The organism is Streptococcus oralis subsp. tigurinus (assembly GCF_002096275.1).
In the GTDB taxonomy this organism is placed as follows: Bacteria; Bacillota; Bacilli; order Lactobacillales; family Streptococcaceae; genus Streptococcus; species Streptococcus oralis_CN.
In genome coordinates, this window is sequence record NZ_NCUG01000018.1 from 518,011 (window position 1) to 543,760 (window position 25,750).

General features: G+C 42.4%; 27 protein-coding genes, 1 tRNA gene and 1 other RNA gene. 6 read left to right on the plus strand and 23 right to left on the minus strand.

Translation table 11 applies throughout. The features are described 5' to 3' along the window. Positions 1–12: 12 nt before the first annotated feature. From B7725_RS07695 to B7725_RS07710, 4 genes are all read right to left on the minus strand, one after another. Entirely contained in the window at positions 13–753 is a 741-nt protein-coding gene (locus B7725_RS07695; RefSeq protein WP_084875488.1) for an esterase family protein, read from the minus strand. Between the two features lie 20 nt (positions 754–773). Next, positions 774–1,598, minus strand: coding sequence for an alpha/beta hydrolase (locus B7725_RS07700; protein ID WP_042767727.1), 825 nt, complete (start codon positions 1,596–1,598; stop codon positions 774–776). Positions 1,599–1,733: 135 nt separating this feature from the next. Beyond that, complete coding sequence (thiI, locus tag B7725_RS07705) at positions 1,734–2,948, minus strand: tRNA uracil 4-sulfurtransferase ThiI (protein ID WP_084875489.1); 1,215 nt, start codon at positions 2,946–2,948, stop codon at positions 1,734–1,736. 8 nt (positions 2,949–2,956) lie between these two features. After that, on the minus strand, positions 2,957–4,099 hold the full coding sequence (locus B7725_RS07710) for a cysteine desulfurase family protein (RefSeq protein WP_084875491.1): 1,143 nt from the start codon (positions 4,097–4,099) through the stop codon (positions 2,957–2,959). A gap of 137 nt (positions 4,100–4,236) precedes the next feature. Between B7725_RS07710 and B7725_RS07715 the strand changes: the two genes are divergently transcribed. Next, positions 4,237–4,662: a DUF6556 family protein gene (locus B7725_RS07715; RefSeq protein ID WP_084875492.1), complete on the plus strand. Its 426-nt coding sequence runs from the start codon at positions 4,237–4,239 to the stop codon at positions 4,660–4,662. Positions 4,663–4,705: 43 nt separating this feature from the next. Here B7725_RS07715 and B7725_RS07720 read toward each other — a convergent pair whose 3' ends face one another. From B7725_RS07720 to B7725_RS07740, 5 genes are all read right to left on the minus strand, one after another. After that, positions 4,706–7,012 (minus strand): DNA translocase FtsK, encoded by a 2,307-nt coding sequence (locus B7725_RS07720; protein WP_084875494.1) that lies wholly within the window; start codon positions 7,010–7,012, stop codon positions 4,706–4,708. Positions 7,013–7,143: 131 nt separating this feature from the next. Continuing rightward, entirely contained in the window at positions 7,144–7,932 is a 789-nt protein-coding gene (locus B7725_RS07725; RefSeq protein WP_001285303.1) for a HEAT repeat domain-containing protein, read from the minus strand. A 160-nt stretch (positions 7,933–8,092) separates the two neighbouring features. Beyond that, complete coding sequence (locus B7725_RS07730) at positions 8,093–10,048, minus strand: PTS fructose transporter subunit IIABC (RefSeq protein WP_084875496.1); 1,956 nt, start codon at positions 10,046–10,048, stop codon at positions 8,093–8,095. Continuing rightward, positions 10,045–10,956, minus strand: a complete 912-nt coding sequence (gene pfkB / locus B7725_RS07735) for a 1-phosphofructokinase (RefSeq protein ID WP_084875497.1) — start codon at positions 10,954–10,956, stop codon at positions 10,045–10,047. Before pfkB ends, B7725_RS07730 begins: the two co-directional genes overlap by 4 nt. Further along, positions 10,953–11,693, minus strand: a complete 741-nt coding sequence (locus B7725_RS07740; protein ID WP_084875499.1) for a DeoR/GlpR family DNA-binding transcription regulator — start codon at positions 11,691–11,693, stop codon at positions 10,953–10,955. The genes pfkB and B7725_RS07740 overlap by 4 nt, the downstream gene beginning before the upstream one ends. A 161-nt stretch (positions 11,694–11,854) precedes the next feature. On the opposite strand from B7725_RS07740, the gene B7725_RS07745 reads away from it, so the two are divergent. Beyond that, a tRNA-Ser gene (locus B7725_RS07745) sits at positions 11,855–11,942 on the plus strand. A 143-nt stretch (positions 11,943–12,085) separates the two neighbouring features. Here the strand turns inward: B7725_RS07745 and ssrA are convergent. The 4 genes from ssrA to B7725_RS07765 all read right to left on the minus strand — a co-directional run bounded on the left by ssrA (position 12,086) and on the right by B7725_RS07765 (position 15,299). Beyond that, positions 12,086–12,433: a transfer-messenger RNA gene (gene ssrA, locus B7725_RS07750) on the minus strand. A gap of 58 nt (positions 12,434–12,491) precedes the next feature. Further along, on the minus strand, positions 12,492–13,127 hold the full coding sequence (locus tag B7725_RS07755) for an SGNH/GDSL hydrolase family protein (RefSeq protein WP_084875500.1): 636 nt from the start codon (positions 13,125–13,127) through the stop codon (positions 12,492–12,494). 1 nt (position 13,128) lies between these two features. Beyond that, positions 13,129–13,956, minus strand: coding sequence for a Cof-type HAD-IIB family hydrolase (locus B7725_RS07760; RefSeq protein ID WP_084875502.1), 828 nt, complete (start codon positions 13,954–13,956; stop codon positions 13,129–13,131). 23 nt (positions 13,957–13,979) lie between these two features. Beyond that, on the minus strand, positions 13,980–15,299 hold the full coding sequence (locus tag B7725_RS07765; protein ID WP_084875504.1) for a CapA family protein: 1,320 nt from the start codon (positions 15,297–15,299) through the stop codon (positions 13,980–13,982). Between the two features lie 155 nt (positions 15,300–15,454). On the opposite strand from B7725_RS07765, the gene def reads away from it, so the two are divergent. Beyond that, on the plus strand, positions 15,455–16,066 hold the full coding sequence (gene def, locus B7725_RS07770; protein ID WP_001272963.1) for a peptide deformylase: 612 nt from the start codon (positions 15,455–15,457) through the stop codon (positions 16,064–16,066). A 44-nt stretch (positions 16,067–16,110) separates the two neighbouring features. Next, positions 16,111–16,839 (plus strand): 23S rRNA (guanosine(2251)-2'-O)-methyltransferase RlmB, encoded by a 729-nt coding sequence (rlmB, locus tag B7725_RS07775; protein WP_084875505.1) that lies wholly within the window; start codon positions 16,111–16,113, stop codon positions 16,837–16,839. Positions 16,840–17,074: 235 nt separating this feature from the next. Here the strand turns inward: rlmB and trxB are convergent, their stop codons facing one another. From trxB to B7725_RS07815, 7 genes are all read right to left on the minus strand, one after another. Then, the gene (gene trxB / locus B7725_RS07785) at positions 17,075–17,986 is read right to left on the minus strand and encodes a thioredoxin-disulfide reductase (protein WP_084875508.1); all 912 of its coding nucleotides are present in this window, start codon (positions 17,984–17,986) and stop codon (positions 17,075–17,077) included. A gap of 65 nt (positions 17,987–18,051) precedes the next feature. After that, positions 18,052–18,276, minus strand: a complete 225-nt coding sequence (locus B7725_RS07790) for a DUF4059 family protein (protein WP_000926603.1) — start codon at positions 18,274–18,276, stop codon at positions 18,052–18,054. Positions 18,277–18,353: 77 nt separating this feature from the next. After that, positions 18,354–19,097, minus strand: coding sequence for an amino acid ABC transporter ATP-binding protein (locus tag B7725_RS07795; RefSeq protein ID WP_084875510.1), 744 nt, complete (start codon positions 19,095–19,097; stop codon positions 18,354–18,356). Beyond that, positions 19,097–19,897: an amino acid ABC transporter permease gene (locus tag B7725_RS07800; protein WP_084875512.1), complete on the minus strand. Its 801-nt coding sequence runs from the start codon at positions 19,895–19,897 to the stop codon at positions 19,097–19,099. The genes B7725_RS07795 and B7725_RS07800 overlap by 1 nt, the downstream gene beginning before the upstream one ends. A gap of 156 nt (positions 19,898–20,053) precedes the next feature. Further along, positions 20,054–20,410, minus strand: coding sequence for an arsenate reductase family protein (locus B7725_RS07805; RefSeq protein WP_061597821.1), 357 nt, complete (start codon positions 20,408–20,410; stop codon positions 20,054–20,056). A 12-nt stretch (positions 20,411–20,422) separates the two neighbouring features. Then, on the minus strand, positions 20,423–20,938 hold the full coding sequence (locus tag B7725_RS07810; RefSeq protein ID WP_061597822.1) for a methylated-DNA--[protein]-cysteine S-methyltransferase: 516 nt from the start codon (positions 20,936–20,938) through the stop codon (positions 20,423–20,425). Further along, entirely contained in the window at positions 20,935–21,429 is a 495-nt protein-coding gene (locus B7725_RS07815; RefSeq protein ID WP_061597823.1) for a GNAT family N-acetyltransferase, read from the minus strand. The genes B7725_RS07810 and B7725_RS07815 overlap by 4 nt, the downstream gene beginning before the upstream one ends. A gap of 134 nt (positions 21,430–21,563) precedes the next feature. On the opposite strand from B7725_RS07815, the gene B7725_RS07820 reads away from it, so the two are divergent. After that, complete coding sequence (locus tag B7725_RS07820; protein ID WP_084875513.1) at positions 21,564–22,010, plus strand: DUF1836 domain-containing protein; 447 nt, start codon at positions 21,564–21,566, stop codon at positions 22,008–22,010. Beyond that, the gene (trhA, locus tag B7725_RS07825; protein ID WP_001097972.1) at positions 22,007–22,654 is read left to right on the plus strand and encodes a PAQR family membrane homeostasis protein TrhA; all 648 of its coding nucleotides are present in this window, start codon (positions 22,007–22,009) and stop codon (positions 22,652–22,654) included. Before B7725_RS07820 ends, trhA begins: the two co-directional genes overlap by 4 nt. Before the next feature lie 20 nt (positions 22,655–22,674). Here the strand turns inward: trhA and pdxT are convergent, their stop codons facing one another. The 3 genes from pdxT to nox form a co-directional block, all read right to left on the minus strand. After that, positions 22,675–23,256: a pyridoxal 5'-phosphate synthase glutaminase subunit PdxT gene (gene pdxT, locus B7725_RS07830; RefSeq protein WP_084875515.1), complete on the minus strand. Its 582-nt coding sequence runs from the start codon at positions 23,254–23,256 to the stop codon at positions 22,675–22,677. Next, positions 23,257–24,132: a pyridoxal 5'-phosphate synthase lyase subunit PdxS gene (gene pdxS, locus B7725_RS07835; RefSeq protein ID WP_084875517.1), complete on the minus strand. Its 876-nt coding sequence runs from the start codon at positions 24,130–24,132 to the stop codon at positions 23,257–23,259. A gap of 150 nt (positions 24,133–24,282) precedes the next feature. Further along, positions 24,283–25,662, minus strand: a complete 1,380-nt coding sequence (gene nox, locus B7725_RS07840) for a H2O-forming NADH oxidase (protein WP_000036760.1) — start codon at positions 25,660–25,662, stop codon at positions 24,283–24,285. Positions 25,663–25,750 lie beyond the last annotated feature (88 nt).

Sequence of the window (25,750 nt, forward strand, 5' to 3'; positions counted from 1 at the left end):
AGGCAACTCCTTTTATAGATTCATGTGACCAAGGAAATAAGGCATTTGTTTACGCCACCAATCCCAGTCATGGGCAACATCATGTCCCCACTCAGCAAACCAGGCAGGGATTTGTTTCTTGTCAAAGGCTTCTTTCAGTTTGTAGAAGGACGGCAGACCATCTTGTTCCCAAGCACCGAGACCCGTACAGACGACAATCTCCGCCTGACGGTAACGATCGATAAACCAGCTGTCATTCTGATTCCAAATATAATCTACTGGCGAGTTCTGGTAAATAGCATCATCATTGTAGTAATCGCCGACAAAGAAACGTGCGTCGTAAACACCACTGAGGGCAATCACCTTGGTAAAGACATCTGGATGCTGGAGGAAGAAATTGAGTGCATGGTAGCCTCCCATCGAGCAACCTGTCGTCATCATGCCATCAAACCAACCTGTCTTATGCTTGATAAAAGGAATGGCCTCCTCAATCACATAGCGTTCGTAAGCACGGTGCATCTCTGCTTGGTCATGACCATTTTTCCAAGTAGCCAACCAGCTCTCGCTGTCCACACTGGATAGAGTAAAGAACTGAACACGGCCTTCCTCGATAAAGGAAGCACAGGCATCAATCATGCCAAAATCATAGTATTCATTGTGACTGCCACCAGATGAAGCAAAAACCACAACTGGAATCCCAGCGTGTCCATAACGGTTGAGGTACATTTCACGGTTGAGGTTACCACTCCAGTGGCTAAGATGTTCAATATGCATTGGCTTTCTCCTTTCTTAACTTACCATTTCTCTGCAAAAAAACGGAGACAGTCTGGTAAATTTTCCGACCAAGGGATTTCACTATGGATAGCACCAGACTGAACTTTCAAGACAAGATTATCCAAGCCTACTCCACCTGCAATCAAATCATGATAATAGCGAAGCGATGAGTCGATATAGGCTTGCTTGATATTGCCAGCCATCAGAGTCTTGTCCGTATCATCTGCTTCTTCCGTTCCAACATAGATAAAAATGCGCTGTTCAGGCGACAATTTCTTGCGCTCGATATAGCGGTTAAAGGCTTCTTGGTGAAGCCAGTTAGCAGATGAGAAGACACCTAGACAACCAATTCGGTCTTGGTACTCTAGTCCGATAAACTGGGTAATATTGCCTCCTAGTGACGAACCAATCATAGCCGTGTGCTGGCGATCAGCTTTGGTTCGGTAGGTTTCATCGATAAAAGGCTTGACCACCTCCATGACAAACTCGGCATACTCCACACCCTTACCGCCAAACTGCTGGCCTGGGATAGGAGATTCTTGAAACTTCCAAGCCGCATACTCATTCATCCGCCCCATTCCGTCATTATCTATAGCAACGACAATCATGCGACTGATGTCAGGATTTCGTTTAATAGCCGGAATGATCTTCCATGAGTGTCCGATATAAGACTCCTTGCTGTAAAAGACATTTTGTCCATCATGAAAGTAAACAACAGGATAAAAACGGTCTGTGTCTTTCTCGTAGTCCTTAGGCAGAAGCACACGCACACGACGCTCTTTTCCTGTATAAGGAACCTTGAGTTTGTGTTCTTTCATTTTTAAGTAAAAGTAGGAATGATTCATTGTCAGAAAACTCTCTATATTCAAAATTTTATCTCATTATACCATAAAAATAGAAAAAAAGTCAGTAATTGTCCATTTTAAGGATAAATAACTAACTTTTTCATTTATTTTTCTGAATTCTTCTGGATTTTCTGATTAGAGGAGATTGTCAATTAACTCATCGACAGCATCTTTTTCAACCTGGGGAGTGATTTCAGTAATCATGATACCAGCCACTGCTCGCTCAACCAAGCCTTCAACATCCATGCGTGCTTCATACTGCTCTGCATTCTTAATTTTAGGATTGGTCTTAGGACGATCAGGCGCAAAAATAGTACAGCAGTCTTCAAACGGTTGGATAGAAATATCAAAGGTATCGATTTCCTGGGCGATGTCAATGATTTCCAACTTGTCCATCGTAACCACAGGGCGGATGATGGGAGTGTTAGTCACAGCGTTGATAGCCTGCATGCTTTCCAAGGTCTGGCTGGCTACTTGACCAAGACTTTCCCCATTGATGATAACTAAACCATTTCGTACCTCACGGATACGGTCAGTAATGCGCATCATAAAACGACGAGTCAAGGTCATGAGGTAGGCTTCTGGCGCTTTAGTCTTGATTTCCTCTTGAATCTCTGTGAAAGGCACTTCGATAAACTGGATATTGCCGCCAAACTTGGTTAATTTACGGGTCAAATCTTGGGCCTTTTTAAGGGCACCAGGACTCGTGTAAGGTGGGCTGGCAAAGTGAACGGCCTCAATATCTACTCCACGTTTAAGGGCTAGATAACCTGCTACAGGCGAGTCAATCCCTCCTGACAACATGAGCATACCCTTACCAGAAGTACCCACAGGCAAACCACCTGCTCCTCGAATAGTCTCATAGGAAAGATAAGCTGCTTCCTCACGAATCTCCACCTGAAGATTGATGTCCGGATTTTTCATTTGAGCTTGGACATTTGGAATAGCTTCGAATACAGCTCCACCAAGTGTTTGGTTGAGTTCACGACTGTCGAGTTCAAAGTTGTGGTCGCTGCGCTTACTAGAAATCTTAAAGGTCATGCTTTCCTTGTAGATTTCCTTCATAATCTCTTGAACAGAAGACTTCAGAACTTCTACGGACTTTTCGACCTTATATACTGGAGAAAAATTCTGAATCCCGAAGACTTGTTTGAGAGATTCTGCAACTGCTGTGTAGTCGGCTCCATTCAGGTAAGCGTGGGCACGGTCGCGATCAGCAGTTACCTTAACTTGGGGATAGATGGACAAAACGTCCGAAATATTATTACGAAGTTTATTGATGAACCGCATACGGTTTTTGCCCTTGGTTGATAACTCTCCGTAGCGAATCATAATTTCTGAATACTGCATGAATGCTCCTATCTTACTTTTCTAGTTTGATTGTAAATTAATTTTAGTTTGGTCAAGAATTGCTCGACCTGACTCATATCATTTTCAAGATCTAGGCTAAGACGCACAGCTGACTGGGCCTTATCTTTTTCCACTCCCATAGCAATCAAGGTCCCTGCAGGTTTTCCAGCCTTGGATGAACAAGCCGAGGTTGTGGAAATGAAAATGTCATAGTCTTCAAAGGCGTGAACGATGACTTCACCACGAACACCCTTAATCCCAAAAGTCAAGATATGAGGGGCAAAATCATCCTCATCTGAAAAGACAAAAATATCTGGATAATCCAGAAGGGCTTGACGAATGACTGATTTCATCTGCCCTGTCTTATTAGTAAAGATATCTAACTTTTCCATAGATAAACGGAGAGATTTTGCTGTCGCTGCAATCCCTGCCACATTTTCAGTTGTCGAACGATAGTCTCGCTCCTGACCACCACCAGTCAACAGAGGCGTAATTTTCTTACCAGACTTGATATAGACAAAGCCAACACCTCTGACACCATGAAACTTATGACTCGAAAAGGTCGCAAAATCCACTCGATCTGTCAGATATTTTTCAGTCGGAATCTTAGCGAGTGCCTGAACTGCATCAACGTGGAAGGAAATAGTTGGCTTGTCTGCCAACAGTTCTGAGATAGCCTCAATAGGTTGAATAGACCCAATTTCATTGTTTACTGCCATAATGGAGACGAGGGTCGTATCAGGTCGTATCAAAGCTCCTAGAGTCTCAACATCCACAAACCCTTTCTCATCAACTGGAGCAAAATCCACCTCAAAACCTTGACTTTTCAGCCAGAGGGCTGATTCCTTAACTGCTGGATGTTCAATGGCTGATACGATGATGTGCTTGCCAAACTGGGCTTTTTCAAAGGCCACTCCTTTGATGACCCAGTTATCTCCTTCTGTTCCACCAGAGGTAAAGAAGATTTCGTCACTTTTCTTACCAATCAAATCCGCAATTTGCTGACGGGAAGCATCTAAAATTCGTGTTGCCTGATCTCCCAAACGATGGAGACTGGATGGATTTCCTACAATTTTCGAAGCGACCTGAGTATAAGTTTCAAGTGCTTCAGGATAAGGCTTGGTCGTTGCCGAATTATCAAAGTAGATCATGTTTTCTCACGCTTTCTAAAATCACTTCTTCTATTGTATCATGAAACGAAGCTTGCGACAAGAAAGGGCAAGTCCTCTTTTTTTAAGATTTTTTTAAAGAAATGAGGTATAATAAATCATAATTAAAGGAGAGTATCATGTCTAACTATCATAGAACTTCAAAACCAAAAACAGAACACATCAAAAAGGGATTTACTGTCTTTCAAAAAACGATTGCTACCATCGGTAGTATCCTTGGCCTAATCACCGCTACTATCACCATCATGAACGCCATGGATAATAGCAAAAACAATAAAAAAGAACCGACGACAACCCAAACAACTGTTGTCAAGGAGATTCAAAAGGAATCCCCTCAGGAAAATACTACACCTAACAAGGACAACACTTCTACTAAAGAAAATATCCCGCAAGAAGAAACTTCTCAATCCAACACGAAAGAGGAGAAAAAAGAAGAACAGAAAATAACAACTCAGGATTCTTCTACACCTTCCTCAACAAAAGAAACAACTGATAGTGGAAACTCGTCCAAAACGACTAGTTCCGAAAACAAAAGCAATCAATAACTACTAAAATAGCTTCCTTCCAGCTTTGGAAAGAAGCTATTTTTTATTGTTGCAATACTTTTCGTGGTTTGGTTCCCTCAGCTGGACCGATGACACCTGCCATTTCGAGTTCTTCCATCAGGCGGGTCGCACGGTTAAATCCAACCGACAAACGACGCTGAATCATCGAAGCACTGGCTTTCTGCGTCTCGATAACCAGAGCCTTAGCTTCTTCAAAAAGCGGATCGCCACCAGCTTCACCATCTGAAAATTCTCCTTCATTTTCAGAAACCTCACCTGGGTCAAAACTCTCATCATAGTCCGCATCCGCCTGAGCCTTGATGAAGTTTACGATGCGTTCAACATCATCATCCGAGATAAAGGATCCTTGCAGACGGACTGGGTGATTCTCATCGATTGGTTTAAAGAGCATGTCTCCTCGACCGAGCAATTTTTCTGCTCCATTCTCATCCAAGATGGTTCGTGAATCTGTGCCTGATGAAACTGCAAAAGCCACACGAGAGGGGACATTGGCCTTGATAAGACCAGAGATAACATCGACTGATGGACGTTGCGTTGCGAGAATCATGTGAATCCCTGCGGCACGCGCCTTCTGTCCGAGACGAATAATGGCATCTTCCACTTCCTTGCTAGCCACCATCATGAGGTCTGCCAACTCATCTACAATGACAACAATTAAAGGCAGCGGTACTTGTCTGTACTCAGACTGGGCATTGAATTCCTCGACCTTGGCATTGTAACCAGCGATATTTCGTACACCAACCTTAGCGAAGAGTTCATAACGGTTTTCCATCTCATCCACAACCTTTTGCAGAGCCTTGCTGGCCTTGCGTGGATTAGTCACAACGGGAATCAAGAGATGGGGAATGTCGTTATAAACCGATAACTCAACCATCTTTGGATCCACCATCATAAACTTGACCTGGTCTGGTCTTGCTTTCATAAGAATGCTAGCGATAATACCATTAACTGCGACTGACTTCCCTGATCCCGTTGAACCTGCAACAAGTAAGTGGGGCATTTTGGAAAGGTCAAAGGTGCGAGCAGTTCCATTGACAGCCTTACCCAGAGGAATTTCGAGGAGATTTTCTGGTTTTGTTTGAGACTGTTCCCAGAGTTCTCGGAAGGAAACAGTCGCGATTTCTGAGTTAGGAACCTCAATGCCGACTAAGGATTTACCAGGTATTGGTGCTTCAATCCGGACGTCCTTGGCCGCCAAAGCTAGCGCTAAGTCGTCAGCCAAGTTAGAAATGCGATTAACTCGGACTCCCACTGCTGGCTTGACTTCATACTTAGTTACTGATGGGCCGATTTCAGCCCGTTCAACCGTTACCTTGATACCAAAGCTGGCAAAGGTTTCTTCTAAGATTTTGATATTTTCTCGAACAATCTTCTTTTCCTTGGACTGATCTTTGGGTTTATCTGGCGCAAAGAGTTGCAAGCTTGGCAGCTTGTATTCAAGGGCTTCCTTAGCAGAAAAATCAACCTGCACCTCTTCATCCTCAAAATCTTCTTTCTCGTCTGGAACTTCAACGTCAGCTTGAGGGAGGATAATCTCGGGTTCACTCCATTCTTTTTCAGGAATTGGTGGAAGATCATAGTCTGGAACTTCTGGTAAGATTTCTCCAGTTTCAGGATCTACAGAAGGAAGCGGTAGTGCATCCTGTTCTTCTTGTTCTCTCTTGATTCTTGCTGCTTCTTCAGCTTCTTGACGAGTCTTATCTTCTTCTCTCTTGATGAAGCGTTCCTGTTTTCTCTGTTCCTGTTTTTCCATGAAGGATCTGAACTGAGCTCCAATAAAGGCTGCAACATCATAAATAGACCAAGGACTGACCAAGAGAGCCCCAACTAGAATCAAAAAAACTCCAATAAAGTACGATCCGATATTGGAGAAAAGAAAGGATATGGGGATGTAAAGTCCAACACCTAGCAGACCTCCACCAGCAAAGCTAGTCACCCGGATACCAGTCAGATCCGTCATAACTTGAGCCAAGGTCCCTTTTAGAACTGACTGCTCCAAACCAAACTTCCAGACAAGATAGGCCTCAAAAATCAAGAGCAAGCCAGCAAAGATACAGAGAAATCCTGACAGAAGCCCCTCTTGCTTGCGTATCCATTTAAAAAGAAAAAGATAGATGAGGAGGCCACCTATAGCCACATAAGCTAAACTTCCGACTAACAGTCGAATGAGATTATAAAGGGTGATACCCGCAGCACCAAGCTTGAGAGCTGCAATAATCAACAATAAGGCAATTCCTAAGGAAATCAACATCCTCTGGATAGCCTGTTTTCTTTCGAGTTCTGCTTTAGACGGTCTCCGTCTTGTTTTACTTGTATTCTTGTTTGCCATGCTTCTATTATACCATATTTCAGAAACATCTAGAGAAATCAAAAAAATGACTGCATCTACTAGACACAATCATCTTTCGTTGATATTTCTGAATTTTCTATTCTATATGATTTTTCAACAACCTTGTCTCACTACTTCTTCAAAAATCTAATTGCTGATTTTCTTGCCTTCTCAATCTTTTCGATTTCCAACTTCTCTACAGCAGATGTAGGAATCCATTTTTTCCCAAATAAAACTTGAGCTGCTTCTATCATCAGAGCACAAGCCCGAAAGTCCTTTTCTTCTGGAATCGCCTCTCGAAACAAATCCTTCGTTTTCTCCATCAAGACTTCTTTTTCAACTTGATGAAAAGATAATTGCATCAAACTACTGGCAGACCAGGCACGACAAAGTGCATCTTGGTCAGTCAAGAGATGTTGCCCTAAGATTTCTATCTCACTTATTGAACCAATCCAACCTAGGGCAATGATTAGCTTTCTACGATTCGAAGCTTCTGAACTAGGTAAAAGAGAGATTAGAACAGGAAGTACTTGCTTGCAAGAAGATGCATAAAAATCTCTATGTCTTACTTTGGAAAGGATTTTCGCTAGGAAATAAACAATCAAAATGCGTTGACTCTCATCTTCCTCTTGATTGAGAGTTTCCAAAAGATAGTCTATTCCCTCCTGCCCATGCTGGTCAAAACTTGCTTCAAAATTTAGGTCAGTTCCTTCCTCCCAATCGTTGCAAATGAGTTCAAAATGAAAGGCAATTTCTGGGCTCCTACCTAAATCAGCTATAAAATGAATTCGTTTAGAATCAGGAAAATCTTCCTCCACCAAGCTGGCATAGGTTCCTTGTAACGCTTCTTTTGTAAGACTTTTGCGACCGAACTGTTCCTTTTCTAGTTTGTCGATTCCTTCTTTTCTAGAATCACTCATGACACTTATCTCCTCTAAGATATTTGTAGAACTTCAGCATTCTATCATTTAAATTCTCTAAGATTTACCTCTATTATATCACTTTGAAGACCGTTCTCCCTAACTCCATCATCAAAAAATGACTGCCCACTTTCGTGTTCAGTCATTTGAGTATTTGTGATTATTTTTCTAATGGTTTACGAAGGTAACCATAAACCACACCACTTACAATTGCGCCTACCAAGACAGAGGCAAGGTAAAGAAGGGCATTTGAAGTTAGGGCGATAACGAAGATTCCTCCGTGTGGTGCCATGAGTTTGATACCTGCAAGACCAACGAGTCCACCTGCTACTGCCGATCCAAGGATGAAACTTGGAATCGCACGAGCTGGGTCAGCTGCACCAAAAGGAATCGCTCCCTCAGTGATGAATGACAAGCCCATGATGATGTTTGTCAAACCAGAGTTGCGTTCTTCTTTGCTAAATTTGTCTTTGAAAAGAAGAGTTGCGACAAAGATTGCAAGTGGAGGCACCATTCCTCCAGCCATAACTGCTGCCATGGCTACAGAACCGCCTGAAGAAACAGTCGCTGCAAGCGTACCTGTACCAAAGACATAGGCTGCTTTATTGACAGGTCCACCCATGTCGACAGCCATCATACCACCAAGAACGATACCGAGAAGGACCGCTGAGCCTCCTCCAAGTCCGCCAAGGAAGTCATTCATAGCAGTGTTGATTGCTGCCATTGGAATGTTGACAGCCAGCATGACAAATCCTGTCAAAATAGTTCCAAGAAGTGGCAAGAGAAGGATTGATTTAGCACCTTCAAGTGAACGAGGAACTTTAACGTATTTCTTGATGGCAAGAACTAAAGCACCTGCGATAAATCCACCAACAAGGGCACCTAGGAAACCAGATGAGACACCTGCAAGAGTTGAAGTTGCTTCACCACCTGCAGCATAAGGAATTTTACCAAAGGCAAAACCTTCTTTGGCAATAGCACCAGCCACAAAACCAGCGACCAAACCAGGTTTTTCAGCGATAGAGTAGGCAACATATCCTGCAAAGACTGGGAGCATCAAGCCAAAGGCAGCGCCACCGATTTTCATGAACATGGAAGCTAGCTCATGGTAGGATCCGAGATTACCAAGACTATCTTGTGGTACACCAAAAGCTCCGTCGATTAAGAAGGCGAGGGCAATCATGATACCACCACCGATAACGAATGGCAACATTTGTGATACACCACTCATTAAGTGTTTGTAGAAGGCACCACCTATACTTTGTTTTTCATTAGAAGCTGTTGCAGCTTTTGCTCCATGAGCAGCATGGTAAACTTCAGCATCTCCTGATAGGGCCAAGTTGATCAGCTCTTCTGTCTTACGGATACCGTCTGCAACTGGACGATTAACCAAAGGTTTTCCATCGAAACGATCCATCTCAACAGCCTTGTCAGCTGCGATGATAACTGCTTTAGCCTTACGGATATCTTCTGCAGTTAGTTGATTTCCAACACCACTTGCACCGTTGGTTTCAACCTTGATCCCAACACCCATTTCAGCAGCTACTTTTTGAAGGGCTTCTTGGGCCATGTAAGTGTGGGCAATCCCTGTTGTACAAGCTGTAACAGCTACGATAAAGTCGCCAGAGTCATTAGCAGGTACTGGGATAGGATCCTCAGCTTTTTCTGAAGCTTGGTTAAATAGTTCGATAACTTGATCTGCAGATGTTACTTGGCGAAGTTTGTCAGCAAAACCGTCTTTCATCAAGTATTGAGACAATTCTGCCAAGGCTGCCAAGTGAGTGTCATTGGCACCTTCTGGAGCCGCAATCATGAAGAAAAGGTCCGTAGGTTGCCCATCCAAGCTTTCATAGTCAACACCCTTGTTTGACTTAGCAAAGAGAACCGTCGCTTCTTTGACAGCAGAGTTCTTGCTGTGAGGCATAGCGATTCCGTCACCCAAGCCAGTGGAAGTGAGAGCTTCACGCGCTAAAATGCCTTCTTTAAAGGTTTCAAAATCTGTCACATAACCGTGATCTACCAAGCTATGAATCATCTCTTCGATAGCTGCTGTTTTTTCAGTTGCTTGCAAATCCAGCAACATGACGTCTTTTCTCAATAGGTCTTGAATTTTCATCGTTTTTCTACCTCAACTTTTTCATATGTTTCTTTAATAAAGTCCGCTGTTGCCAAGTCATCTGAGAAGGTCGTTGCTGTTCCACAAGCAACTCCCCATTTGAAGGCTTCTACTGCATCTTTAGATTTGACAAATTCACCTGTAAACCCAGCGACCATTGAGTCACCAGCCCCGACTGAATTTTTCACTGTTCCCTTGATGGGCTTAGCGAAGTATGCTCCTTCAGATGTGACAAGAAGGGCACCGTCACCAGCCATAGAGATAATGACGTTTTGAGCTCCTTTGGCCAGTAACTGACGAGCATATTTCTCGATTTCATCTAAACTTTCGAGTTTCACTCCAAAGATAGCTCCAAGCTCGTGATTATTTGGTTTGACCAAAAGTGGCTGATAGTCCAAGCTATCAATCAAGGTCTGTCCTTCAAAGTCACAAACCACTTGGGCACCAGTCTTGCGTGTCAATGCAATCAAATCCTTATAGATAACATTGCCTAGGTTCTTAGCACTCGAACCCGCAAACACAACCGTATCTTCTGCTGTCAGACTTGAAAGAATGGCTTTTAACTCTTCTAGCTGAGCCGGTTCCACATTTGGACCAGTCCCGTTGATTTCTGTTTCTTGGTCTGCTTTAATCTTGACATTGATGCGAGTATCTTCTGCTACTTGGACAAAACGAGTTTCGATTTCTTCTTTTGAAAGGGTATCTGTGATAAATTTACCAGTAAATCCACCGATAAATCCAGTCGCAGTATTAGGAATATCCAAGCGCTTCAAAACACGGCTAACATTGATTCCTTTCCCACCAGCAAACTTATCATCACTGTCCATACGATTGACACTGCCGACTTGAACTTGGTCCAAGCGCACGATATAGTCTATGGATGGATTAAGTGTGACTGTATAAATCATACTTCTATTACCTCCGTTTTCTTCTTAATAGCCTGCAAGAGCTCATGCCCTTGATTTGTAATAACAATGGCGCGTTTGAGAGGTGCTACCTTGGCAAAGCAAGTTTGACCAATCTTTGACGAATCAACCAAGACATAGGTTTGTTTGGCATTCTCTAAAATAGCACGCTTAACGGCTCCCTCCTCCATATCTGGAGTCGTATAATAACCATCGTCGATACCATTCATCCCGATAAAGGCACGGTCAAAGTGCAATTGATTGATTTGGTTAAGAGCAACGCCCCCGATACATGCATCTGTTGCCATCTTGACACTTCCTCCAACCATGACAGTTGGAATTTGTTTTTCAACCAACTGAACCGCATGGTGAATGGAGTTGGTAACAACTGTGATATTCTTATTAACCAATTCCTTGATTAAAAAAGCAGTTGTCGTTCCAGCATCAATAAAGATAACATCTTGTTCCTTAATAAGAGAGGCTGCTTTTTGAGCCAGTAGCTTCTTCTCTTGAAGGTTTTTGACAGATTTTTCTTGGATGGTTTCTTCTTCCTGCAAGGAGTGGGGTAATTCTGCTCCACCATGCACACGGCGAAGCTTGTTTTCTGCCTCCAACTCATCCAAATCTCTTCGTACCGTTGATTCTGATGTTTCTAATAGACTAACCAATTTTTCTAGGGAAACTACATTATGTTTATTTAACTCCTCTAAAATCAGTTGCTTCCGCTCAGTTTTTAACACCAAATCACCTCCTGTTATCGTTTACACTATTCATTCTAGCACAATCCCTACCAAAGTCAAGCATTTTTTATCATTTTCTTTCAAAATCTATCATTTTTCTCATTTCCAAAATTTTTATTGCAAGATAAGTGGCTTTATGGTAGACTATTTGAGTAAGTATTGGAAGATTACTCAAGAGGCTTAAGAGGCCGTGTTGGAAACGCGGTAGGCGTATAACAGCGTGCGTGGGTTCGAATCCCATGTCTTCCGTAGAAAAGAAAAATTATTTTTTAGATACAACAAATGTTGTATCTTTTTTTCTATCCCTTTTTAAAAAAAGAATACCAAGGAATACCAAAGGCAAAAACAAAAAACGTTGATTTAACAACGTTTTTCCAAGGTTGGTGAAAGAATAATGGAGCCGGTGGGAGTCGAACCCACGTCCAAACACCTGCCAACATATTTGTCTACAACCATAGGTTATGTATTGTTTTAACAGTCCCTCGACACATAACTCAAGCCTAGGAACTGCGAGTCTATTAATCTCTTATCAAACCACTAGACAAGGCTTGATCGTATCTCGCTAATCATAAGACCTGTCATTGAACACGAGCAATCCAAATCAGGTCACGCCTGCTGGTTTTTAGGCAGCTAAAGCGTAAGAAGTGTTATTTTTTGCAGTTATATTTAACTGAGCGTTTACGTAGCCACACGGGTTGCAAAATATGCCTCATAATGCCTGTCGAATCCGTAACGACCCCAGGATGTTAGAACTATTATAACCTATCTTCAAAAAAAATGCAAAATCAAGCCGTTTCTTTAGAAAAGAACCCCTTTTAAGGCTTCTGATAAGGCTTGATAACCGGCTACACTTAGATGGAGGCCATCTGTTGTATAGTCTTTTTTGAGTTGTCCTTCTGTATCTGTCAAACTATCATAAACAGGCACAAAATCTACCTGCATATAGGCGGATGCTAGAGCCTCATAGGCTTGATTCCATTCTCTGATCTTTTCATTGGTTCGGATATAAACAGTCTGCTTGTATCTCTCTCCCTCATTGACTGGCAAAATGGAAAGGAGCTTTATTTGTGATAGCGGATAATCTCGGGCAATCGATTGGATTACACGCTCGAGATTATCCAAGGCTTCATTCATGGGAATATCTTTTCCAATATCATTTGTCCCAATTAGGAGAACAATTTGATCGACAGCATCACCATACAGATGGGCGTCTAGATTCTCTAATAACAATCTCGTCTGGTAGCCTCGGACACCCCGATTAACAATCGTCTTGGCAACCCCAAACAACTCTTGAAGAGGGTAATATTCCACTATCGAATCACCAATAAAGATGATATCTGGCTCTAGAACAGATACTTGATTCAATTCACGATACTTGGTTTGAATTTTTTCCTGCTCCTTTAAGAGCCAATTCTCTAATAACTGTACTGCCACCCTATCCCTCTTTCTCTAACCAATTCTCTAGAACTTGATAAACGCCCGCCTGGCTGTTAGCTGGTGCTAGGGCAGTCGCAACTGCCTTGACATTATCATCTGCATTTTCCATCGCATAGGCAATTCCAGCCAGCTCTAACATTTCGACATCATTTTCACTGTCACCAAAAGCCATGACTTGTTCCGATTGCAAATTCCAGCGCTTGAGTAATTCTTCCAATCCCCAAGCCTTGTGAACACCAGCCTGTAGGATATCGATACAACCATAACCACTGGAAACAGCTCTTACATGCCCATTAAAGAGGTCATTGATTTCCCGCAAAACAGAACTTGATCGTTCTTCACCAACGACCATGCTCATTTTAAGCACTCCACCAAAGAGATCCGATCTGAGCTCTTCAACAAAGTTTGTATGCCGATAGAGTTTTTCAATCATCTCAGGAGTCATAAATTTATCAAGTTCTGTAAAAACAGTTCCTTTCTTGACAAAACTCCCATTCATACTGGTAACGACGAACTGATCTCGACACTCTCTCCCTTTAAAATGAAGGAGAGCCTTGTCAACCATAGCATCATCCCAGGTCTGAGCTTGAAGTAATGTATCATACTCAAATATACGAGCACCGTTAGCAACAACCAAGATCACTCGACTCGCCAAGTGTTCTAATAATTGCCTCATTCGATGAACCTCATTTCCCGTCGCAATGACAAAACGGATATCCCTTTGATCCAGCTGATCTAAAATCTTTTCCAAGCGGGGCAGATCCAGCTGACCTCTCGGGTCTAGCAAGGTTCCATCCATGTCTGTTGCAATTAATTTAATCGTCATCATATCTCCTTTAGGGTGAGCACCTACCACTTCAACCCTATATGTTCATTCATTTCTTTATAGGCCGTGTCAATTCGTTCCTTGGTCGCCTCGTCCAACTTGTCACGATGACTGCCTCCCTCGATGAAGTCCTCTAGGATATAGGTCTGATAGAGGAAGAGCGGATAGCCTTCTGGAGAGTAAGTCCCTTTGGGTGTTCGATTGACCCAAGTAGGATGCGCTTTGGCCGTTTCAATCCTTGTCTTGCCATCTTTTTTCTTAATGGTCACATCCATGAGAACACCGCGCTCCGTCCACTTGGCATTTTCCTCGTCTTGCATGGTTTCAATGCGTTGATTTGAGAGGAAATTTCCCATGGAGTAGATGATCAGTTTTTTGTCACCATCTTTTTCAACTGTTTCAGCAGGTTCAACGACGTGAGGATGCCCTCCAAATATAATATCTGCTCCCCAGTCAATCATCTTGTGGTACAGTGTTTTCTGTTCTTCCGTTGGTTCTAGCTGGTACTCAATTCCCATCTGAGGCATGATGACAGTAATATCCGCTTCCTTCTCTGCACGCTCGATTTCCGCCTTCATCTTATCTTCATTCAAATCAGAAAGATAGCGATTATAGTCCTCTTGAGAGATATACTGCTCAATGCCATTAAAACCGTAAGAATAGGCTAGGAGAGCTACCTTGATACCATTGACTTCCTTGATAACTAGTGGAGCTTGGTCACGGGATTCATGTGTGTAGACTCCTATGGGTGTCATCCCTGCCTTTTCAATAGCTTCTGCTGTCGAAACCACTCCCTCAATTTGAGAATCCAAGATGTGATTATGAGCCAAGTCTAGAACTTGGTAGCCTGCATCCTTGATCGCATCCATGACTTCCCCTGGTGCATTAAAGAGAGGATAGCCTGCCAAGTAGTGGTCCTTGTTCACCGTTCCTTCAAAGTCACCAAGCACTAAATCCGCTTGTTTGAGCCAGGGTTTTACATACTCAAAATTTTCATGGAAATCATAGGTTCCATCTTCTTTCAGAGCTGTTCGGTAGATAGGAATATGGTAGAGAAGGTCACCATTTGCCATGATACGAGCTGTCGTTTCGGCAGACTGATTTTCCTTAGACTGACTAGACGTCTGAGCAGAATCAACTGTTTGACCACTCGGACTTGTTCCCTTGTTCCCTTGTACTGCTTGGGTCAACAAGTTCAATCCCATGGACAAGGCAACTGCAAGCAATAACACAATAATAAACTGAGCATTTGTCCAAGATTTATAATTCCTAAAGAAACCAATACTACTCTTCAACAATCCAAAAATAGGACCATGAGACCGTCTATCTTGTCGCTTTTCCATCTTTATTCCCCCCTTGCTTTTACTGCAAGTCTTTTCTTTTATTATACCACAGACAAAAGAGGAATACCGTTTATTATATTATTTTTTAGGAACTTCTGTGACTTTCTTTCTCGCCTATTTTGTGTTATCATGTAGAGGTAATGAAAGGAGAGAAAATGTCTGCTATAGAACGTATTACAAAAGCTGCTCATTTAATTAATATGAACGATATTATCCGTGAGGGGAACCCAACTTTACGCGCGGTTGCTGAGGAGGTCACTTTTCCACTGTCTGACCAGGAAATCATCCTTGGAGAAAAGATGATGCAATTCCTCAAAAATTCTCAGGATCCTGTTATGGCTGAGAAAATGGGCTTGCGTGGTGGGGTTGGATTGGCCGCTCCTCAGTTAGATATCTCAAAACGCATTATCGCTGTTTTAGTGCCCAATATTGTGGAAGAAGGTGAAACTCCTCAGGAAGCCTACGACCTGCAAGCTGTTATGTACAATCCAAAAATCGTCTCTCACTCTGTTCAGGACGCCGCCCTCGGTGAAGGAGAAGGGTGCCTATCTGTCGACCGTGTAGTTCCAGGCTATGTTGTTCGTCATGCCCGCGTCACTGTTGATTACTTTGACAAGGACGGAGAAAAACACCGCATCAAGCTCAAAGGATACAACTCTATCGTTGTCCAACATGAAATTGACCACATCAACGGAATCATGTTCTACGATCGTATCAATGAGAAAGACCCATTTGCTATCAAAGATGGACTCCTCATCCTCGAATAAAGAAAATCCCGTTGCAAGACGGGGTTTTGTGTTATAATAGAGGCATGAAAACAAATGATATTGTCTATGGCGTCCATGCCGTTACTGAAGCCCTCCTTGCAAACACTGGAAACAAACTTTACCTCCAAGAAGATCTCCGAGGTAAGAATGTTGAGAAAGTCAAGGAACTGGCTGCTGAGAAAAAGATATCCATCTCTTGGACTTCAAAAAAATCCCTCTCTGAAATGACCGAAGGCGCTGTCCACCAAGGTTTTGTTCTACGAGTGTCCGAATTTGCCTATAGCGATCTGGATCACATCCTTGCAAAAACACGCCAAGAAGAAAATCCACTTCTATTGATTCTGGATGGTCTAACTGACCCTCACAACTTAGGTTCTATCTTAAGGACTGCTGATGCGACCAATGTTTCAGGTGTCATCATTCCCAAGCACCGTGCCGTCGGAGTGACTCCTGTCGTTGCCAAAACGGCCACAGGTGCTATTGAGCATGTACCGATTGCGCGAGTGACCAACCTCAGTCAAACTCTAGACAAACTCAAGGATGAAGGATTCTGGACCTTTGGAACGGATATGAACGGTACTCCTTGCCACAAGTGGAATACAAAAGGGAAAATCGCCCTCATCATCGGAAATGAAGGAAAAGGCATCTCTAGCAATATCAAAAAACAGGTTGATGAGATGATTACCATTCCGATGAATGGGCATGTTCAAAGCCTCAATGCCAGTGTTGCTGCAGCCATTCTCATGTACGAAGTTTTCCGAAACAGACTATAAAAAAGTTTCCAGTCATCTGATTGGAAACTTTTTTATGATTATACTCAATGAAAATCAAAGAGCAAACTAGGAAGCTAGCCGTAGACAGCTCAAAGCACTGCTTTGAGGTTGTAGATAAGACTGACGAAGTCAGCTCAAAACACTGTTTTGAGGTTGTGGATAGAACTGACGAAGTCAGTACCCATACCTACGGCAAGGTGAAGCTGACGTGGTTTGAAGAGATTTTCGAAGTGTATTAACTATGTTCTGTAATAAATTTATAGGCTTCTTGACCAGCGATAGCCCCATCTCCAACTGCTGTTGTTACTTGGCGAAGGTCTTTCTGGCGAACATCCCCAACCGCAAAGATACCGTCAACGCCAGTTTTCATGTGATTGTCTGTTACGATCCAGCCTGCCTGATCTTGAATATTCAAATCCTTAACAAAATCGCTAACAGGATCCAAACCAACATAGATAAAGACACCACCGAAGGCTTGCTCTGTCACTTGACCTGTTTTTACATTTTCAAATACGACAGATTCTACTCGGTTTTCACCTTTGATTTCCTTGACGACAGAGTCCCAGATAAAGTTGACTTTCTCATTAGCAAAGGCACGGTCTTGCAACACCTTTTGGGCACGAAGTTGGTCGCGACGGTGAACAATGGTAACAGTCTTGGCAAAGCGAGTCAAGAAGAGGGCTTCTTCTACCGCTGAATCTCCACCACCGACTACGAGCAAGTCTTGGTCACGGAAGAAAGCTCCATCACAGACTGCACAGTAAGAAACACCACGACTGTTCAGTTCTTCTTCTCCGGGAACCCCCAAAAGACGGTGTTTTGACCCAGTTGCCACGATGACAGTACGGGTTTCGTAAACTTGATCATCAGTGATTACCTTCTTAAAGTCACCCTTGTCTTCAATATTTTCAACATAGCCATAAAGATGCTCCACTCCAAGGTTTTCAAGTGGTTCAAACATCTTTTCAGCCAATTCAGGTCCACTAATATTTGCATAACCTGGATAGTTTTCAATATCAGATGTGTTATTCATTTGCCCACCTGGCAGACCACCTTCAATCAAAGCCACTTTCAGATTGCTGCGAGCGGCATATAAGGCAGCGGTCATTCCCGCAGGTCCAGCACCGATAATAATCGTATCGTACATTTCGATTCCTTCTTTCTTGTTGTAACTATCTTTATTCTAACTTATTCTTGCTAGTCACGCAAGGATTATGCCTTGAAAACCAAGAGCAAACTCATGACGGCAAAGGATAACACCGGAACGACCAAAACTCCAATCATAATCATATCATAGAGATGAGCTTGACGAGCCTTGGCTGTCTTGTCCACACCAGACATGGCTCTCAATCCAATCCAAATCCCCAGAAAAATCACGACAAGGATGGTCGTTAAGATCAAACTCTCGAAATATAAAGAAAACAGTTGCAGCAGCATGATCTCTCTCGTTTCTATCTTTTTTAAAGAGTAAACTCAGCTAGTCCAACTAACTGAGTTTTCCTTTTTCTATTATATCAAATATAAGTTCGTTTGTAACTAGCGAAGAATTCTTTTGTTCGTTCTTCTTTCGGATGATTGATGATTTCATCCGGTGTGCCAGACTCGATGATTTTCCCTTTATCTAGGAATAAAACCTTATCTGCCACTTGGGTTACAAAAGACATATCGTGACTGACCAAAATCATGGTCTGACCTGACTTGGCAGCGTCTGCAATAGACTTTTCTACTTCACCGACCAACTCTGGGTCAAGGGCTGAAGTGGGCTCATCCAAGAGCAAGACATCTGGTTTCATAGCAAGCGCACGCGCGAGGGCAACCCGTTGCTTTTGTCCACCTGATAAATGGCGAGGATAATGGTTTTCACGGTCAGAAAGACCAACCTTGGCCAACTCTTCCTTAGCGATTTTTGTTGCTTCATCGTCCGATAATTTTTTAACGACAACCAAACCTTCCTTGACATTGTCAAGAGCAGTTCGGCGTTCAAACAAATTAAATTGTTGGAAAACCATGGACAACTTGCGACGAAGGGTTAGGATCTCTTCTTGGCTAATCTTAGAAAAATCAACTTTAAAATTGTCAATCTGAATCGTTCCACTATCTGGAGTTTCAAGGTAGTTCAAACTACGAAGAAAGGTTGACTTCCCAGCTCCAGATGAACCAATCAAAGCCACTACCTCACCTTTTTGAATATCCAAGTCCAGATGATCCAAGACAGTCTGTCCTGAAAAGGATTTGCTTAAATTCGAAATCTTAATCATTAACGAAGGTCTCCTTTCACATCTGTAGACACTGTATCAGGTGCAGAAATAGCCATTTTTCTCTCAATGAAACGACCGAGGCTTTCAATTCCGATATTGACTACCCAATAAACAAGAGCAACGGAGATGAAGCGTTCAAAATAGCGGTAATCAGCTCCACCCAAAATCTGAGCTTGGGCAAAAACTTCCACAACACCTGCGCTAAAGGCTAGAGAAGTCCCCTTGGTCAAACCGATAAGGGAGTTAATCAAAGTCGGTGTCGCTACCACCGCCGCATTTGGAATAATCACGCGACGGTAAACTTGCGCACGAGTCATACCCAAACTGCGTGCCGCCTCAATTTCACCTGGATTAACAGAAAGGATGGCTGCACGAATCGTTTCACTTGCATAAGCCGCCTCATTAAAAGCAAAGGCCACAATCGCAAAAAGCGCTGCTGGAATCGCATTGATATTGAGACCAGTGCCCCATTGCTGGTTGATAGCTTTCAGTGCTAAAGGAATTCCGTAGTAAGTCAACATAAGTTGGACTAGGATTGGGGTACCTTTTAAGAAGCTGACAAAAAAGGCCTGCAAGGGATATAGAATCTTAACACGATTGATTTTAACAATGGCGAAAACCAAGGCCAGCACCAAGCCAAAAATCGCACCTCCAAGCGTCAACATCAAGGTTGTAGGCAGTTGTTGGACAATCCTTGGAATTCCATCAAAAACCGAACGCAAGCTAAAGAGCTTACCATCCGGAATGAGCTGCATCAAACTTTGGTACCAATCTGATGCTAAAAATGTTGTAACAGTCATAAAAACATCCTCTCCTGATAATGATTCATTCTATCATACTTCTGCTCGCAAGCAAATTATTTGCTACGGGCTGATCAGACTTTGTCTATCTTCTAGTTTATCACACTTTAAAACAGGGAGGCTATATATTTTACCTATCAAGGAGATAAATAAAAACTATCTCAAACCTAAGTCCTCATAGGTTTTTCTATAGCCGATTTGTTTAACAGCACCATTCTCCACCAAAATTGGACGTTTCAATAACATGCCATCACTCGCTAGAAGCTTGGCTACTTCTTGTTTTGACAAACTTCCCACCTTATCTTTCAAGCCCAGTTCACGGTATTTGATCCCGCTAGTATTGAAAAATTGTTTCACTTCAAAACCAGAAGTTTCCAACCAGTTCAAAATCACGTCTTCACTTGGGGTTTCTTCTACGATGTGGATATTTTGGTATTCCAGTCCAAGTTTATCCAATTCATTTTTTGCTTTCTTACAAGTTGAACATTTTGGGTATTCGATAAATTCTAACATCTTCTTTTCTTTCTATTTTTTATTTTCTTGAAATGCTACACCTTCATGTTGCAAGAGCCAGGCTTTCTTTTCGACTCCAGATGCATAGCCTGTCAGACGATTGCCTGATCCCAGCACACGGTGGCAGGGTACGAGGATGGACCAAGGATTACGCCCCACTGCTCCGCCAATCGCTTGGGCAGAAGCCACTTGCAGGTCTTGAGCTATTTGTCCGTAAGTTACTGTTTGACCATAAGGAATGTCCTGTAAGTAAGCCCAGACTCGCTTTTCAAAATCTGTTCCAATGGGAGCCAAGGGTAAGTCAGATAGATCCTGAACACTGCCTTCGAAATAGGTATCTAAATAGGAAATAACTTGCTCTAATACAGGATGGCTAGCAACTTCTTCTATCGTTTCGTCTCCTAATCCCCTTTCAAAATGAGTTTGGCCCTGTACCCAAATTCCATACAGATATTGCTCGTCAGCAACTAAGGATAAGGTTCCAATTGGCGACGGGTAGAGCATTTTTGCGTACTTTTTCTGCTTCATTTTTTTAATTTCTGATAGGCCAAACGTTCCCCATCAACTGGAACTTTTCCGACCTGCTGAAATCCTAGCTTTTCAAAAATATGCTGCATGGCCTTGTTTTCTTCATGTGTATCTGAACGAAAATCTAGATAATCAAAACCTTCAATCAAGCCTTCTAGGAAAGTCTGAGCAACACCTTGTCCTTGGACATCTGCTGCCACAGCGATACGGTGAAAGACCAGATATTCTGACTCTCCCCCCTGCCAACTTCCTTCATAAATGGCTTCATAGGCTTCCTCTGGGCTCTTGGTCACAGCAGCATAGGCTAGCAGTTCTCCTTCTTCCAAGGAAACATAGGCTTGGCCTGAGATGATATCGTCAATAATGATGTCAGCATTTGGATAGCCATTTTGCCACTGGTCGCTACCAGACTCAGCTAAGCACTTTTTAGCATCCTCCATCACCTGCATAATTGCATCTACTTCGTTTGGAAAAGCTAAACGAATCTCCATCTTTTCTCCTCATTTCTAACTATTTTCTCTCATCATAGCATAATTTAAAGCTTTCTACAAGCAGTTGAAACTTGACTTTTGTTTTTTATTATTTTATAATCTAGTTATTAAAACTAGATAAAAAGGAGTTGGAAATGAATTCTAACTTTTCCTACCCAAAATGGGAAGACATCCCAAACATTGACCTCTATCTGGATCAGGTTTTGCTTTATGTCAATCAAGTCTGCGCCCCCATCTCTCCGGATAAAGAAAAGGGCCTGACCGCATCTATGGTCAATAACTATGTCAAACATGGTTACCTGATAAAGCCTGACAAGAAGAAATACCAACGCAAACAGATTGCCCGTTTGATTGCTATCACTACTCTCAAATCTGTCTTTTCGATTCAAGAAATCGCTCAGACACTGAATACTCTACACACTTATGCAAGCTCAGACCAGCTCTACGATGCTTTTGTGGACTACATGAACCATGGGATCGATCCAGAGAATCCTATTATCCAAACCAGCTGTCAAACGGTTAAACTCTATCATCAAACTCTAGACTTAATCCTTAACAAAGAAGAGGAGGAAATCCAATGAATACCAGTCTAAAACTCAGTAAAAAGCTCAGTTTTGGAGAGGAAATTGCTAATAGTGTGACCCATGCTGTGGGTGCCGTTATCATGCTCATCCTACTCCCTATTTCATCCACCTATAGTTATGAAGCACACGGATTTTTATCATCTTTTGGTGTTTCAATCTTTGTTATCAGTCTCTTTCTCATGTTCCTCTCGTCAACCATTTACCACTCTATGGCCTATGGTTCGACCCACAAATACGTTTTGCGAATCATCGATCACTCTATGATTTATGTGGCCATAGCGGGCTCTTATACACCAGTCGTATTAACTTTGATGAATAACTGGTTTGGCTATCTGATTATTGCCATTCAGTGGGGAACGACCATCTTTGGCATCCTCTATAAAATCTTTGCTAAAAAGGTCAATGAGAAATTCAGCCTTGCTCTTTATTTGATCATGGGCTGGTTGGTTCTGGCTATCATTCCAGCCATTATCAGTCAAACAACGCCAATTTTCTGGAGTCTCATGGTAACTGGTGGACTCTGTTATACAGTTGGAGCTGGATTTTACGCTAAGAAAAAACCTTATTTCCACATGATTTGGCATCTCTTTATCCTAGCAGCATCTGCACTTCAATATATCGCGATTGTTTATTACATGTAAAAAAGTTGAGAATCATTTTCTCAACTTTTTTCTTTACACATATTGATAAAATACTGGTGCAAGCGAGCATCATCTGTCAATTCTGGATGAAAAGAGGTTACCAGCATATTTTTTTCTTGAGTTGCAACGATTTGATCGTCTACTGTTGCTAGAATTTCTACACCCTCTCCAACACTGCTGATAATTGGTCCACGGATAAAGGTCATGGGAATCTGACCAACTCCCTTACATTCTGCCTCTGTATAGAAACTTCCTAGTTGGCGCCCATAGGCATTGCGCTCTACTACTATGTCCATAGTCGCTAGATGACTTTCTTCCTGAGAAGTAATTTCCTTAGCCAGCAAAATCAAACCCGCACAGGTTCCAAAGACTGGTAAGCCATTGAGAATGGCTTCTCGGATGGGAAGCAGCATGTTCTGGTCTCGTAAGAGCTTGCCCATGGTTGTAGACTCACCGCCAGGTAATATCAAACCGGACAAGTCACTCTGATGTTGTTGAAAATCCTCTAAATTTCTGATTTCGACACTAACAACACCTAACTTTTCTAGCACTTTTGCATGTTCTGCAAAGGCGCCTTGCAAGGCTAATATTCCAATTTTCATCTATTTTCCTCGCTCAGCCATGAGAATTCGGATTTCATTCTCATTGATACCAACCATGGCTTCACCTAGGTCTTCAGAGATTTGAGCCAGAATTTGAGGATTTTGGTAGTTGGTTACGGCCTTAACAATAGCACTTGCTCGTTTAACTGGGTCGCCTGACTTGAAAATACCTGAACCGACAAAGACGCCCTCTGCCCCCAATTGCATCATCAGCGCAGCATCTGCAGGTGTTGCCACACCTCCAGCTGCAAAGTTAACAACTGGCAATTTTCCATGTTCGTGGACGTATTGGACCAATTCTACAGGAACTTGCAAGTCCTTGGCAGCTACATAAAGTTCATCTTCGCGTAGGTTTTGAATACGGCGAATTTCTTGATTCATCATGCGCATATGACGAACGGCTTGAACAATGTCTCCTGTACCCGGTTCTCCTTTGGTACGAATCATAGAAGCTCCTTCAGCGATACGACGCAAGGCTTCACCCAAGTCCTTAGCTCCACAGACAAAAGGAACTTGGAGTTCCTTCTTATCCACATGGAAACGGTCGTCAGCTGGAGCAAGTACTTCACTCTCATCGATATAGTCAATCTCAATAGCCTCTAAAATCTGAGCTTCAACAAAATGCCCGATTCTGACCTTGGCCATCACTGGAATACTGACCGCTTCTTGGATTTCCTTAATCATCTTTGGGTCGCTCATACGGGAAACTCCACCAGCTGCACGAATATCAGCTGGAATCCGCTCCAAGGCCATAACAGCTGCCGCACCAGCAGCCTCTGCAATACAAGCCTGTTCAGGGTTCTGAACATCCATGATAACCCCACCTTTGAGCATCTGCGCCAAATTTTTATTCAGTTCATAACGATTTTCAGTCATTTCTCAATCCTCATCATTTGTATTGGTAGCTACCATTTCATTTTAAGCCAGATTAGAATGAAGTACAAGATAGAAAAACAATAATTGTCTGGGTACAGTAACATAAAAAACTATCTGACCTTAATATAAGGCCAGATAGCTCAGCTATTGTTATTTTTCAGCTGTAAGTGCAGCCATTGTGATGTAGTTGTATGGTTTGTTGAAATGTGGCAAGAAGAATAGGTCTGTCAAGGCCAATTTATCGATTGTTACATGCTCCTGGATAGCAAGTGAGAACATGTGGATTCCCATACTGATAGCAGCATCATGTGAAACCATTTGTGCACCAAGGATTTCGCGGCTGTCTTTGTCAAAAACAATCTTGATGGCAACTTCGTGGTTGTCATGCTTCATAAATTCTGGTTTTTGAAGATCGTTAAAGCCAGTTTCAGTTGCATTGTAACCTGCTGCTTTTGCTTTTTCAAGAGTCAAACCAGTTGAAACCATGTGAAGACCATAGATTGAAATACCGTTTGAGCCTTGCACACCGATTCCTTCCAATTCATGTCCACAAGCATTGTAAGCACCAACGATACCAGTACGTACAGCGTTAGATGCAAGAGCGATGTAGCTTGTATCTTTACGAGCATTGTCATAAACAGTTGCACAGTCACCAACAGCGTATACACCTGGGATAGATGTTTCTTGTTTCTTGTCTACAAGGAAGGCACCGTTGCGGAAGAGTTCAATCTTACCATCTGCAAGAGCTGTGTTTGGACGGAAACCAACAGCAAGAACCACCATATCCACATCAAATGTTTCTTTGTCAGTTACCAAGCGTTCTACTTTGCCGTCACCTTGGATTGCTTTAACAGTTTGACCAAGTGCCAAGCGGATGTTATGGTCTTCCAAGTTCTTAGCCATCATTTGAGTGAAGTCTTTGTCGTAGTAGCCGTTCAAGACAGTATCTACGATGTCAACAAGAACAACTTCTTTTCCAAGACGTTCAAAGGCTTCAGCAAGCTCAACACCAATATAACCACCACCAACAACAGCGATGCGCTCAAGGTGTTTGCTCTTGTCAGCAAGTTTTTCGATGACTTCTTCTGCATTTTGGTACAACTTAACAAATTGAACATTTTCAAGTGTTGCTTTGAATTCGCGGTTACCCTTAACGATTTCAACACCTTCGATTGGAGGCAAGATTGGAGTTGAACCAGTTGCAAAGATTAATTTATCATAAGACTCTTTGTGTTCTTTACCTTCAACTTCAGCAGTCACAACTTTGTTATCGTAGTCAATTGAAAGAACTGGTGAGTTCATGTAAATTTTAGCACCTTTTGCTTCCAATTTTTCTTTATCAGAGTAGAAGAGACCTTCTGGGCCATCAATTTGTTCCCCGATCCAAAGCGCCATTCCACAACCAAGGAATGAAATATTTGAGTTTTGGTCAAATACTACGATTTCGTTCTCATGACCAAAGTTATCCAACATCGTATTAATACAAGCTGTACCAGCATGGTTAGCACCAACTACAACGATTTTACTCATAGAAAAATTCCTACCTTTAATTTTTGATTTACTTTTCTAGTATATCATTTACTGTTAGCGTTTACAAGGTATTTGCTCAGAATTCTCT